Raw genomic sequence first — 13,269 nt, 5'->3', positions numbered from 1 at the left:
TTTATATGAGCGACGTAGACTATGGAAACTTAAACCGAGTCCACGCTAACTTTCTAAACACTTTGTCTTTAAGCCTGAAACAGATTGGTAACGAAGGCGTAATGCAGTGGCAAGAATTAGCAACTGCTTTGATAAATGAGGCATTAGGAAAAACTCACATACCTCAAAATTTAGTCAAGCAATTTTCGGGGGCATTAGCTAAAAATCCTAAATTAGTCGATCGTTTAACTGAAAAAGTGCTTCAACTGAAGTCAAACATCGAAAATCCTTATTTGATCCAGGCTATTCTGTGGACACTTGCTTCAGATAAGGTGAGCTTTGCAACCAACTGGCTGTCTGGAAAAGCTTTGGCACAAGCACAAGCTGATGCAATGGGTTTACCAAATTCTACGGAAGAGGATAAAGAAGGCGAAGCATTTCAGACTGTTTGCCAAATTTTAGACTTAATCGGTGATTACAGAACTCTAGTAATTGGCTTTGATGAGTTAGAGAGTGTAGATCGCAATGAAGCTGGTTTCAACAGGGCGCAGGTCGTCGCGCTCTTAGTAAAAGACCTGTACGGTAAAATTAAACGAGGTGTCTTAATGACAGCTATGTTTGATGAAACTTGGCAATTTCAAATTAGAGCATTACCCCAGGCTGAGTCAGTCACAGCTAGAATGGGTGAAAAGATTTTTGATTTACAGTATCTGAATGCTGATGATGTAGTGACTCTAGTTTCTCAATGGCTCAAAGAATTTTATGACAGTAAAGGTTTAACTCCACCTTATCCCGTTTATCCTTTTCATGAAGGTGAATTAAGAGAACTGGGAAAAGAAAAATTAATTGTCAGAAAGGTTTTAGAGGAGTGTGCTAAGAATTGGAAAGTACCTGACGATCCTACTCCACCGCCAAAAGCAGCAGATCCACTCCATCAAGTTGAACTTGCTTTTAACAACGAACTGAATGCACTTGAGGAAACAATCGAAAAATATTTTGACGATAGCGATATTTTAGCCGAGGCTCTATATTTCGCCTTCCTTGCAGTCAAAGGGGAGACTGTGGAACGAGTGCAAGTTGAGGAGATTGAAAAGGTACAAACTAAAGCTGTAGACAAAGGTTATCTCGATTTTAGAATTCGAGGCAAAGAAAATGGAAAGTCTGTCAAGATAGTAGTAGCAGTTGTCCAAGAATCTGGGGCAAAGTTTGTCAGTGCCGCATTAAAGCGATTAATTGAGTATCAAAAGTTTGATATGACTCGCGGTTGTTTAGTTCGTTCTAAAGATGTTAAACCGAAGACTGTAGGAAAACAGTGTTTGGATAAACTTCTTTCTCAAGAACTAGGTGGAGAATTTGTCAAGCTTGCAAGTGAAGATATCAAGCCTCTCTTAGCCATTTATTTGGTCAACAAAGCTCGCACAGAGTACGATGTAACCGAAGAGAAAATACGGGAGTTTATTGTTCAGAAAAAACTCGCGACTGAAAATTATATAATTTGTGAAATTCTTAGCGATCCATCGGGTCAGATTCCTGATGGGTTAGTTGATGAAAATGAGATAGCTGAAAGTACCTTCATATCTGATACAACGGAAATTAACAACCTCGACGAAGCACTTGATAAATTATTAGGTCAATAAGTGGATGAGTTATTCTGTTTTTGTTGATACGGCTTTGCAGTTACCTGCGCCAGATGTGGAAGCCTTAATCGAAGGGCGAGTGATTGCAGCCATGCCTCGCGTGTTCATCGAGCGTGGTCGGTCATTTGCCCTATATCCAGCCAATATCTCGATTAATTTGCTACCCCATGAGCAATACTACCGATCGAGTTTTTTACCAATTGCTAAAACCTCATTTTCTCAGTTAAGTTCTGAGACGGTTTTGATAAAAGCTTGGGCTAGGTGCGAATTTTGCCAAATACTAAACGATCCAGAATCATTAGAAGCTTTATCGCGGTTAACCATCTGGAAAACAGAGGCGCTACAGCAAATTCTCCAGCAGCGTCGTTATATTTTTCTAGCTCATCTTCGCGTTTATCTGCTACCTCAGCCGCTGGAAATGCCAGTGCATCCCAGCGGCAATTTTGTATCTTTGCCAAAATCCCTAACTGTGACTGATTCAACGCCTGTGTTGAGCGAGTCTATCTTTGCCAAACGCCGTCAAAAGCTGGAAAAACTAGAGCCGCCAGAACATCCAGAATTGGAAGAGTTGCAAAGTGCATTAGTGCATTTATCCACCACCAACCCAAAGGCAAAACAACTAGACGCAGAAATCAAAATGTTTCTCGGTTGGTCGGAAAAATCACCAATAACACAACCAGATCCAGATTTAGGTTGGATTCAAACAATTTCACAAATCGGCAACTCTAGCGACGGTTATGGCTTTGAAAAATTAGTCCGCAAAGGTTTTATCAAGCTAGGTTTCGGAAATTCTAACAGGAAACCAGAAGCCAGTCTCGATCCTGAATCAACCGGGGGCGCTGGCGGCTTAGATTTCTACTGTGAAACTCCCTATCAGGTAGTGGGAGAATGCAAAGCTACCAAAAGTGAAACTGTAGCTGATGGAACGCCAACCCAACTTATCAAGTTAGGACACAAGCATCTTCAGGAACAATACAACTGCTGTATTAAGATAATTATGGCCGCTGGTCAGTTAAATAGACACGCTAACAAAACGGCTATCGGAAACCACATGAATGTCATTCGCCCTGAAACATTGCAAAAACTTGTTGAATTGAAAGCTAAACATCCAGGATCGGTTAATTTATTAGACTTAAAACCGTGTTTAGAGCAAGAACCGTTTGGCGAAGATGCTGATGTTAAAGTTAATCTTTACATTGACGGAGTTTGGGAAAATCTTAAATTGCGATCGCAAATCGTACAAGCAGTCAAACAACTTTGCTATTCAGATAGCGAGTTTCCAACGGTTGTTGAGATTAAAGTTCAATACAATGCTAAGTTTGCTACTGATTTTAAGCTAACATATCAATCAGTAAGTGATTTGACAATAGAACTTTCTTCACCGCTGACAGGTTATTTAGGACGGCGAGAAAAGGGAAATGATGCGGAGGGCGATCGCTTTTATTTCCTGCGCGATTTGCCGCTAGATGATTGAGATGCGTCAAGGGCGATTCATGATCCCGATAGCTGCGATCGCGCACTTTATCCAATATCCTACACAGAATCAGGATCTACGCCTAATTCCCGCAACCTCGCCGCCAATCTTTCAGCCTTCTGCAATCGCGCTTGTTCTTCCTTAATCAACCCTTCCACCAATGGCGGACATAATATTTCATTGACTGATAATCTCAGATTGGGAAATACTACAGATACCATTTCCTCACCAGGTAAATAATTTAGTTCTGTATAAATGTCATCACCTTCGAGAAATGCCATAACTCGCACCCGCTGTCTATTTTCGGCTGGATCGACAATCACATATTCCGGCACGTTAGCTAGTTCGTACTCTCCTCGTTTAAGTACATAATCTGCCCGCCGATCTTTGCTCACCACTTCTATTACTAATAACGGTGTTTCATCAAAATCAAGGATGCCGGAACCGGGTCTTGCTAGAGCTTGTTGCCACAAACTTTCTGTGCAGACAACTACATCGGGAATTCGCGATGTCGCATCTTCTGTTCTGACTCCTACGGAAGTTTTTACTACTACATCGAGATTGTGTTCAGCTAGGTAACGCTGCAATTTGTAAACCCAAAATTCGCAGATGCTTGTATGTAATGCGCTAGCCGTTGCCATTGGTATTAATTTGCCTTTGTACAGTTCATATTTTACATCATCATTGCTTTGATAAACTTTGTACTCTTCAAAGGTTAATGTGGGCGAAGTATCGAACACTTTTTCTTCGACTGCTGGCACAACAGATTGAGACATATATTTTTTCCTATCTCGATAGTTTGCTATTATACTTAATTTTAATGTTAACACTCAAGGCATTTGTTAGGAAAAGATCGATCGCCCTGATCGACTATCCAACAACCGCACACCGTAATAATTTTAATATTTGTCAAGTTCCAAACTGAATATTTGCTTGAGATCACCATTTGGGCGATCGCCTCAATAGGGCCGTAGCTGCCTCACTGTTGAGAGGTCTAGAGAAAAAGTACCCCTGACCGTACTCGCAGCCGATCGCCCGCAGTTGAGCCAATTGAACGGGGGTTTCGAGACCTTCTGCGACTACCTCCATCCCCAAACTGCGCGCCAGCATGACGATCGCCCGCACGATTTCCAAATTTTCGCCCATTTCCCCGATGCGACTGACAAAAGAGCGATCGACCTTCAAAATATTAATCGGGAACCTGTGCAAATAACTCAGAGACGAATAACCAGTACCGAAATCATCAATACACAGCCCGATCCCCAACTCTCTCAACTGCAAAAGCATCGCCACCGCCGCTTCCCCATCTTCCATTACCACAGTCTCAGTAATCTCCAACTTCAAACAGCGAGCATCAACACCCGTTTCCTGCAAAACTTGCTTAATTTGCTCGATCGACTCCGGCTCCGAAAACTGCCTCCCCGAAAGATTTACTGCCACTGTCAGCCGCGAATTTCCCACTGGCAAATTCAAACTCTGCCATTTAATAATTTGGCGGCAGCTTTCGCTCAAAACCCACAAACCCAAAGGCAGAATTAACCCAGTTTCCTCCGCCATCGCAATAAATTCCATCGGAGAAACTAAACCGCGTTCCGGGTGCAGCCAGCGCACCAGCGCCTCAAATCCGATCACTGAGCCAGTTTTCAAACAAACTATCGGCTGATAATAAACAGTAAAAGGACATTCCAATTTAGGAGGATCAAATTGCAATTTTGGATGCCCCAACTTCCAGTCGATTTCGCTGATAGGTGAATTTTCCCCCACCTGGCCACCTCCGAAATCCACGATCGAATATTTCCAATTCAGTTCATCAACCGACTCCCGCAAATCGTGTTCCAAGTGCATCAAAGCCACCGCGCGAGTGTGCATCGCACTCGTAAACACTTCGTAGCGAGCTTTACCGAGAGCTTTTGCCCGGTACATCGCAATATCAGCATCGCGCAAAATATCTCCAGGTAACTGATATTTTTCGGTACTCAAAGCAATGCCGATACTAGCAGTAATTAAAACTTTATGACCTTCCAAAAAAAGCGGTCGTTCGATCGCCTTGTGAATTTCCTTTGCTTGGGCGATGGCTTCATCAACACCTTGAATTTCCTCCAGCAAAATCACAAACTCATCTCCCCCCAGACGAGCCGCCGTATCGCCAGGGCGCAAACAAGTCAAGAGACGGCGGGCCACAGCCACCAACAGCCGATCGCCCGTGCCGTGTCCCTGGCTGTCATTAATCACCTTAAACCTGTCCAAATCCAGAAACAGCACCGCAAACTGATAGCTCGGATGCCGTTTGACGCGGGCAAAAGCTTGCTCCAACCTGTCAGTCAACAAAGCGCGGTTCGGCAACTCCGTCAGCGCATCGTGCAAAGCATCGTGCAACAATTGGTCTTCAGCTACCTTGCGTTCAGTCACATCATGACAGTTGACCACAATTCCCCGCACCGAAGGTTCGTCGAGCAAATTCGTCGCCACCGCTTCCAACGCGCACCAGGAACCGTCCTTGTGCTGCACTCGGTATTCCGCCAATCCCATGCCAACTTTGGGCATTTGGATGATACTTTTGAACACTTGAGTCACCATCGGCAGTTCATCGGGGTGAATCAAGTCAAATACAGAGCGGCCGAGCACTTCCGCCGTCGGGTAGCCCAAAATCCGCTCTAGCGAAGGAGAGACATAGCGGCAAAAGCCTTTGTCGTCGAGAATTACAATAATATCTCTAGCATTTTCAATCAGCGATCGAAAACGCTTCTCGCTTTTCCGCAGTTCTTGTTCCGTGCGCTTGCGATCGGTAATGTCGGTATTCATGTAAATCAGACCGACAATTTTCCCTGTCGGGTCTTTAATCGCATCGGCCCGCAGCAGCACTTGCAAAATTTCGCCGCTTTTTGTGCGGTTGGTAACTTCACCAGACCAAGAATAACCTAGGGCGATCGTGTCGAGTACCTCCGCGATGACGGCAGAGTCTGCAAAAACTGCCGGTATACCTCCAGCTAGTTTAAATTCCTCTGCGGTGTCCCATTCAAATAGCTGAGAAAACGCTGGATTTTGATAGATGTGAGTGCCCGAAACATCGCTGATGCCGATCGCGTCGCTCGAACTTTCCACCGCCTTGCGAGTCAGCACTAGAGCTTCTTCTGCCAGCTTGCGCTCGGTAATATCAATTCCTACCAGACAAGCTGAATTGCCCCGATCGTACTTTTGAGCCACAATCAAATAATGTCCCGCCGACTGTCCCCCCTCCGTTTTCACCTTAACGCTGAGTTCTTTAACCGCTTCCGTAGCGTCGCCGGCAAAAAACTCCACCAAAAAAGAGTGAAAATCCTCGCTAGCGCCCAGAAAACCGATATCTTGACCGACAAAGGCCGACGGCGGCAAACCGTGCAGTTTGGCTAAGTGCTGGTTAGCCCCCAAATAGCGCAAATCTGAGCTAATCCAAGACACTGTTCCCGGAACTGCTTCCAAAATCGTTTGCAGTTGGTCGTTAGCTTGCTGCAAAGCTTCCTGGATTTCTATGCGCTCGGACAAGTCCGACTGAACTCCTACAAAGTGAGTCAAATTACCGCTGTCGTCTCGCAGGGGAGATAGGGACAATTTGTTCCAAAAAGGAGTGCCGTCTTTGCGATAATTTTTGATTGTTGCCTGGATTTCTCGACCTTGGCGCAAGGCGTCGCGGATCTTAGCTACGGTAGCGCGATCGGTATCGGGGCCTTGCAAAAATCGGCAGTTGCGCCCCAAGACTTCATCGGCGGAGTAACCCGTAAGCCGCTCAAAGGCCCGATTGCAATAAAGTATCGGACAGCCTGGTGCGATGGCATCAGCAATGATAATACCGCTGCTAGTAGCTGCCAAAGCTCGATCGCGCAGCCACAGTGATTCTGAAGTCGTATCGCGATCGGCTACGTCCCCCACTTCACCTAAATTATAAATTGACTGGTTATTCCGATTTCCCATCAGCCAAACTTTCAACTAAACCTTGACAATTTCCGAGTTGTTTATTACTTTAACGTTTTTCAGGACTCGCGAACGTAGATTGCATCTTGGCCTTTAACTAAGCGGGATTTCTCGTTAGTTGTTAGTTGTATTTTCTGCGCTTGCTGTGCCGACAGTTACAAAAAGCACATCTTCACTTCCGCAGTGAAAAACCCTCTATTCTTATCCCCCTCAGACTCTCTCCCCCTCTCCCCTTCTCCCCGCGAGCTGGCAATCATGATCCGCAGCAGCTTATTTAGCAGGAGTTGCAGCTTGAGAACTCGGCGGCGCAATATTAATTAACGGCAAAGTTCCCCCTCCTCCCATTACTGTCGGAAACTGGCCGTTCCATTTTTCAATCGCTTGCTGCTGCAAAATTTCGGCTGTTAAAGTTTGTCGCTGCAAGCGTTGAGCTTCAGCTTTGCCTTTAGCACGGTTAATTTCAGCTTGAGCATCTTGGGTTGCTTTTTTCACTGTAAATTCTGCTTGTTTGGCTTCTTGTTCTGCTATTTGTTTGGATTCGATGGCTTTGCTAAATTCTGGAGAAAAGCCAAAATCTATTAACGAAACATCTCTGACAATTACGCCGTAAGGTTCCAAGCGCTTTTTGAGGCTGTTGTCGATTTCTGTTTTAAGTTCGGTGCGCTTAGTGATAATTTCTTCGGCGGTTTTTTTAGAAGTTGCTGCTTTGAGAACTTCGGAAATAGCCGGGTTCAGAATGCTGGCAACAATTTGTTCTTCATCTCCTACTTGTTGGAAAATTTGATTAACTTTTGCGGGGTCAACATTCCAGTTGACTGCCAAATCTGTAGTAATGCTTTGCAAATCTTTGGATGCTGCATCTGCTTTCACATCGGTTTTTTGTACCCGCACGCTGAGAGTTTTGACAGAGGTGACAATCGGTAAAATCGGGTGGATGCCTTCATCTAAAATCGTGTCTTGAACTTTGCCGAAACGCATCATGACGCCGCGTTCCCCTGCGCCGACGATGGCAAAAGGTTTGAAAATTAAGGCGGCGATGATGAAGACGATGCCACCGACGATGTAGAGAGCGAGGTTGTACCGAACACTTGGCAGGGTTTTCATATGTTAATTTACCTATGTTGTGTTACATGATGTGAGTTGTCTCTTCGCTATTATCTAATATAATAACTTTATATTAATGGTGCAACAACTCATAAATTAATTTATTTGATTCATGAAACTCATATAAATTTCCCGGTCAGATAGCCTCTAAAATGCAAAAAGCATAATATTCCCGGTAGCTTGATGTTGTGATATTAATTATGGCACTTGTACCAGATTTAATTTATTGATGAATAAATGTTTCAATGTCTTGACAACGGGAATAATTTTATATGAAAAACTGAATAGATAGCTCGATCGCTCTCCAACAAGCTATCAAAGGGCGATCGAAGCTCAAAAGCTTTTGGGAAAGCTCAAAAATCCGGCTCGAACAGGTAATTTTTGTGAATTTTTAGAGAAAAATTGGAGGTTGGCGCGGGTGAAACCGTATTGGGGTTGGTGCAAGCACCAGCGAAAAATAGAATTGCAGCCGGAGAACATCAGACTCTATTTGTAGAATCGGTCTGGGCCCGCCTTACTCAAGCCTTGCGAGTATAAAAAGAGACTCATTACACGAGTGGTGAATTTATAGCGACCAACGATCAAAATCCGAGATGAAAAATGGCAGAAAATAAGTTAAACTTAGATGAGAACGGTTGAATAAAGATATCTAATGTGGCAGCGACACCCTTGGCCCAAAACAATTGAAGAGGCGATCGCCATTCAAGAACAGCTCCGGTCAGAGGTAATTACCGAAAATCAACTTGAGACAGTTCGGTATGTCGCAGGCGTAGATGTCGGCTACGACAGTGTAGACAGCGTATCGCGGGCCGCTGTAACAGTTCTGAGCTTTCCCGACTTGCAATTACAGCAGCAGTCTGTGGTTCGCAGTCCGACAGCTTTTCCTTACTTTCCCGGTTTCCTGTCTTTTCGAGAAGTGCCGGCAGTCCTCGACGCTTTAGAAAATATCAGTTTGAGACCAGACTTGATATTGTGCGACGGTCAAGGACTAGCCCATCCCCGCAGGTTCGGTCTTGCTTGCCATTTGGGAGTTTTGACAGGAATTGCCACGATCGGAGTTGCCAAAACTAGATTCATCGGAGAACATTCAGAAGTAGGGTTAGACCGGGGCAGTTGGCAGCCCTTGCTGCACGAGGGATCAACGGTAGGTGCAGCGTTAAGGACGCAAACTGGGATAAAACCGATTTATGTATCGATCGGTCATCGGGTAAACTTGATAAAGGTGATCGAGTACGTCCTGCTCTGTGCGCCGAGATATCGCTTGCCAGAAACAACTCGATCGGCAGATCACCTAACATCGGGATAACTGGCGGGCCCGGAAGGCAGCAAAAAAAGGAAAAGTCAAAAGACAAAAAAGCATCCCTCTTTGGACTTTAAATTTTTGAAGTGTCCCCGTTAAGTCAAAAAATCCTGTGAGTCGATCGCCAATCAGCTTTCCGTTCCATCCTTCCAGCGAACCAAAGAATAACTATACCTGAGAAAGAGGTATAAAAGTTGGAAGGTTTGTAGAATGATTGAAAGACAGTAACCTGCTTAAACTTTGGCGGATCTAACTACAGTGTCCGGGCGTGAACTATTTTTAGTTCACATTTGTAAAAATTCAGAAAAACAACAAGGAGACAGTCATGGCTGAGAAAAGCAAACGCGGATTCGCATCTATGGACGCAGAAAAACAGCGCGCAATTGCTAGCAAAGGCGGCAAAGCTGCACACGCTAAAGGAACTGCCCACGAATTTACTTCGGAAGAAGCGAGAGAAGCTGGTCAAAAAGGCGGCGAAGCTGTCAGCAGAAATCGGGAACACATGGCTCAAATTGGTCGCGAAGGCGGCCGGAAAAGTCGCAAAAGCGAAGCTAATTAAGTCTGCGATCACTTCGCACAGTGGCTGAAATATCTGACACTGTGGGATTCTTAAGACGTTCTTAAGCTGTATCACGATCAAGATGTTTGTAAGCTTGTATTGCCTGCAAACATCAGTCTATCTCTTAAGAAAAGTCTATCCGATCGCAAAAAGCCCCGATTTCGGGGCTTTTTTGTTTGTAACACGAAATATTTGGTTAACGAATATAGTTCGCGATCGCACTTTTGACCTCAGAAACCCGGTTGATTTGTAGATTTCTCGTTACCAAACCCAAAACTCGTAGAAACCAGGTTTCTGGGCCCAGGCGCGTGAGTCCTGAAACTCTCTGAAGAGTTGATTTGACACTCCCCTGGCTAAAGCCGAGGGGATTCTTAATTCAGCGACTGACCATTAAGTGTTGCGTCATGAAAGGCAATACTCAAACCTTTTAACCGTGGGAATTCCACCAATTAACGAGCCTGATTCGCAGCCACTCTCTTTGGGTCTATCTCCAAAAGCGTACTAGGATAGTGACAAGCGAGTTCGGGTATGCCCTACCCTACTTAACAATACTGAAATAGTTTGTTTTACTGGTTTGAGGTTTAGTTTTTTAGCCTCTAGCTGTTTAAAGAGTTTTCTCCGCTCTTTGTCCCCCGGTTTATGCCTGAAAGTGTGTCTCATGTCCTGTTTTACGATGGCAAAGGAGTTTAACCTTGACTATTACAGTGTAACACAATTAATGAAATTTCCCGTAGTTTTAGGAATAAATTTAAGAAAGATTGAAGGGGACTGAAGTCCCCCGCCTCGCTTTCATCGAGCGGACTAAAGTCACGCTCGCTTTCCGCATTCCGCTATCTTATTTGTAAGATTTTTATCAAAATAGTTCGGCAAGCGGAAAACTCATCGGCTTTAGCCATGAGATGTAAGCGGCACGGGCGGTTAAAACCGCCGTGAATCTTTTTAATTCTTAATGTTTTAAGTCACAAAAAGCATTAATATATAAACAAGGAGGTGAGAGAAAATGCTGACAAACTATATCTATAAGTTGCGTCCTAATCAAACACAATGCCTAAAGATAGCGAATTGGGTAGATATGTTACGAAGCCAATATAATTGGTGCTTAGGTGACAGAATTACCCAATACAATCAGCAATTCATCCAAGGCAATTACTCCGATCTCCGAACCAAAAGCGAAGCTTGCCCATTAACCAGTTTTGTGAGCAAGAATGGCGCCACAGGCAATCCCTGGAAAGACTCGAAGTTTGACAAAGAAGGCAAGGTCAAAAATCCTCGAAGAAGCGCGGGAGATATTCAAATTACAGCATTGCCAGAATTGAAGATTGCTAGACCTTGGTATGGCGGGATAGATTCAACTGTTTTACAGCAAAATGTTAAACGATTAGATATCGCCTACAAAAACTTTTTTGAAGGTAGAGGGTTTCCTAAGTTTAAAAGCCGCAGTAATTTTACATCTTTTACTTTTGTAATGGGTGTGAAATTACAAGGAAGTAAAATCTACTTACCAAAAGTGGGTTGGATGCGGTTTCATAATTCCCGCTCCATCCCTAATGGCTTTACCATCAAGGCTTGTACGGTTAGAATGCGCCAAAATGGTTGGTATGTTTCCATCAGAATAGAAGATAAATCTATTCCTGATTACATCCCTAAACCTCTTGATGATGTCGCTAAAATAATTGGCTGTGACTTAGGGATTACAAAACTGGTACATCTGTCTGATGGATATCAGATTGATAATCCCAGATTCTCAACCACCAAAAAGGCAAAGCGTACTTTAAGGATTAGACAAAGGCGAGTTAGCCGTAAGATTAAAGGTAGCAAAAACCGCAAAAAAGCGGCTATTAGAGTTGGGCAATTTCATCAAAATATCCGTGATAAACGGCAATCTTATCAGTGGAAAGTTGCGAACAAGATTGTGTCTCGCAACGCCGATGTAATTGCCCTGGAAGATTTGAATATTTCTGGGATGATGCGCCGATGCAAGGTGAAAACTGACAAAGGTAGATTTCTCAAGAATGGGCAATCCAGGAAAAAAGGTTTAAATCGCGCTATCTCTGATGCAGGTTGGGGTGATTTAGTTTTAAAGATTGAGTATCTGGCTGCAAAGCAAGGAAAAATTGTAATTAAAATTAATCCCAAACACTCTAGCCAAGAATGTAGAAATTGTGGTCATACAGATAAGTCCAATCGGCATGGTGAAAAGTTCATATGCGTTGAATGTGGCTATCACGAACACGCCGATATTGGCGCTGCAAAAACCATCAGAGATCGAGCTTTGTCAATAGTACGTGGGGACTCCGCGAAACTTGGTGTTCAACACCTAAACGCCCAAAAGATATCACCGCGCTCAAAGAGTAAACGCGGTGAGTTTGGGAACCCTAGCAATAGGGATATTAAGGAAGCAATTTCTTAAGAATCTCAGTCGCTTTAGCGCTGAGAGTGTCAAATATTTAAGGAAACAAGAGAACCATGACAAACCAGCTCAATTTAACATGGACAGAGGCTGGGGTGCGTCAAACTCAGACGATTCAAAACGGACAGCCCAGCAAAAATCCGGGAACCGTCAGACTTGGGCGCGACCCAGCGAAGTGCGATATAGTATTTTCCGATTCCAGTGTATCGGGGTTGCACGTCGAAATATTTTTTAATCAGGAATTGCAGCAGTATGCAGTGCGGAATTTGCGCGCCAGCAATCCGCCCCTGGTAGACGGAAAAATTCTCGCATCGGGCGAAGCAACATTGAAATCCGACAGCCGTATCCATTTAGGCAAAGTGCATATCGAGGTGGTAGAGGTGACGGAGATGCAGGTAGCTGCGCCACTGACAGTTTTGCTGCCTGCGCTTCCGGTGCAAATTTCTTCCCCAGCGACGCAGCCTTCCACCTACGGTTTGCAGTGTCCCAAATGCAGCCGCGTTTCGCCTTACGCGCAGTTGAGTGCAGGGTGTCCGTGGTGCGGCACTTCTTTGGCGGCGGCGGTGAGTGTGGTGCTGTCTCCTTGAGGGGAGAAAAAAAGGGATAATTAGACGATCGCCCGATCGACAATCAAACATCGCTAATGCTAGGATTGTGCCATTTCCCGCGACTAATTTTCGCCTACACATTGCTACATCAAAACCCAAAAAACCGATTTTTTAACTTTGATTCAGGTTTTGAACAAAGTCAAGGGATTAAAAAACCCGATTTTGTCGTTCCCGATTGCATTCAATCCAAAATCTCAAATCAAATCTCTCAAATTCAAACATCTTTTTCGGCAGAAAGCTCAAAGCCGAC

9 protein-coding genes are annotated in these 13,269 nt (G+C 44.3%); 6 read left to right on the top strand and 3 right to left on the bottom strand.

Annotated features, from left to right (window positions below; all coding sequences use genetic code 11):
- The first annotated feature begins 101 nt into the window (after positions 1-101).
- Together QUB66_RS09360 and QUB66_RS09355 are read left to right on the top strand one after the other, a co-directional pair.
- Complete coding sequence (locus tag QUB66_RS09360) at positions 102-1,616, top strand: hypothetical protein (RefSeq protein ID WP_332971228.1); 1,515 nt, start codon at positions 102-104, stop codon at positions 1,614-1,616.
- A 4-nt stretch (positions 1,617-1,620) separates the two neighbouring features.
- Positions 1,621-3,090 carry a DUF1802 family protein gene (locus QUB66_RS09355; RefSeq protein ID WP_332966916.1) on the top strand — a complete coding sequence of 490 codons (1,470 nt, stop codon included), beginning with the start codon at positions 1,621-1,623 and terminating at the stop codon, positions 3,088-3,090.
- Positions 3,091-3,149: 59 nt separating this feature from the next.
- Here the strand turns inward: QUB66_RS09355 and QUB66_RS09350 are convergent, their stop codons facing one another.
- The 3 genes from QUB66_RS09350 to QUB66_RS09340 all read right to left on the bottom strand — a co-directional run bounded on the left by QUB66_RS09350 (position 3,150) and on the right by QUB66_RS09340 (position 8,142).
- Positions 3,150-3,866, bottom strand: coding sequence for a Uma2 family endonuclease (locus QUB66_RS09350; RefSeq protein ID WP_265234164.1), 717 nt, complete (start codon positions 3,864-3,866; stop codon positions 3,150-3,152).
- 163 nt (positions 3,867-4,029) lie between these two features.
- Positions 4,030-7,038 (bottom strand): EAL domain-containing protein, encoded by a 3,009-nt coding sequence (locus QUB66_RS09345; RefSeq protein ID WP_332966915.1) that lies wholly within the window; start codon positions 7,036-7,038, stop codon positions 4,030-4,032.
- A 270-nt stretch (positions 7,039-7,308) separates the two neighbouring features.
- The gene (locus QUB66_RS09340; RefSeq protein WP_265234162.1) at positions 7,309-8,142 is read right to left on the bottom strand and encodes a prohibitin family protein; all 834 of its coding nucleotides are present in this window, start codon (positions 8,140-8,142) and stop codon (positions 7,309-7,311) included.
- Between the two features lie 652 nt (positions 8,143-8,794).
- On the opposite strand from QUB66_RS09340, the gene nfi reads away from it, so the two are divergent.
- The 4 genes from nfi to QUB66_RS09320 all read left to right on the top strand — a co-directional run bounded on the left by nfi (position 8,795) and on the right by QUB66_RS09320 (position 12,998).
- Entirely contained in the window at positions 8,795-9,448 is a 654-nt protein-coding gene (gene nfi, locus QUB66_RS09335) for a deoxyribonuclease V (protein ID WP_265234161.1), read from the top strand.
- 319 nt (positions 9,449-9,767) lie between these two features.
- Complete coding sequence (locus tag QUB66_RS09330; protein ID WP_265234159.1) at positions 9,768-10,001, top strand: KGG domain-containing protein; 234 nt, start codon at positions 9,768-9,770, stop codon at positions 9,999-10,001.
- 1,000 nt (positions 10,002-11,001) lie between these two features.
- Positions 11,002-12,411: an RNA-guided endonuclease InsQ/TnpB family protein gene (locus tag QUB66_RS09325; RefSeq protein WP_332966914.1), complete on the top strand. Its 1,410-nt coding sequence runs from the start codon at positions 11,002-11,004 to the stop codon at positions 12,409-12,411.
- A 56-nt stretch (positions 12,412-12,467) separates the two neighbouring features.
- On the top strand, positions 12,468-12,998 hold the full coding sequence (locus tag QUB66_RS09320) for an FHA domain-containing protein (RefSeq protein ID WP_332966913.1): 531 nt from the start codon (positions 12,468-12,470) through the stop codon (positions 12,996-12,998).
- Positions 12,999-13,269 lie beyond the last annotated feature (271 nt).

Origin of the sequence: Microcoleus sp. A2-C3 (assembly GCF_036706065.1) — a bacterium.
GTDB lineage: Bacteria > Cyanobacteriota > Cyanobacteriia > Cyanobacteriales > Microcoleaceae > Microcoleus.
Note: the sequence above shows the minus strand (reverse complement) of the source record. Positions and strands in the feature narration are given on the sequence as shown.

Bases quoted from the DNA above. Each gene is read 5' to 3' on its own strand.
- QUB66_RS09360 (WP_332971228.1), top strand. From the start codon at position 102: ATGCAGTGGCAAGAATTAGCAACTGCTTTGATAAATGAGGCATTAGGA.
- QUB66_RS09355 (WP_332966916.1), top strand. From the start codon at position 1,621: ATGAGTTATTCTGTTTTTGTTGATACGGCTTTGCAGTTACCTGCGCCA.
- QUB66_RS09350 (WP_265234164.1), bottom strand. From the start codon at position 3,866: ATGTCTCAATCTGTTGTGCCAGCAGTCGAAGAAAAAGTGTTCGATACT.
- QUB66_RS09345 (WP_332966915.1), bottom strand. From the start codon at position 7,038: ATGGGAAATCGGAATAACCAGTCAATTTATAATTTAGGTGAAGTGGGG.
- QUB66_RS09340 (WP_265234162.1), bottom strand. From the start codon at position 8,142: ATGAAAACCCTGCCAAGTGTTCGGTACAACCTCGCTCTCTACATCGTC.
- nfi (WP_265234161.1), top strand. From the start codon at position 8,795: ATGTGGCAGCGACACCCTTGGCCCAAAACAATTGAAGAGGCGATCGCC.
- QUB66_RS09330 (WP_265234159.1), top strand. From the start codon at position 9,768: ATGGCTGAGAAAAGCAAACGCGGATTCGCATCTATGGACGCAGAAAAA.
- QUB66_RS09325 (WP_332966914.1), top strand. From the start codon at position 11,002: ATGCTGACAAACTATATCTATAAGTTGCGTCCTAATCAAACACAATGC.
- QUB66_RS09320 (WP_332966913.1), top strand. From the start codon at position 12,468: ATGACAAACCAGCTCAATTTAACATGGACAGAGGCTGGGGTGCGTCAA.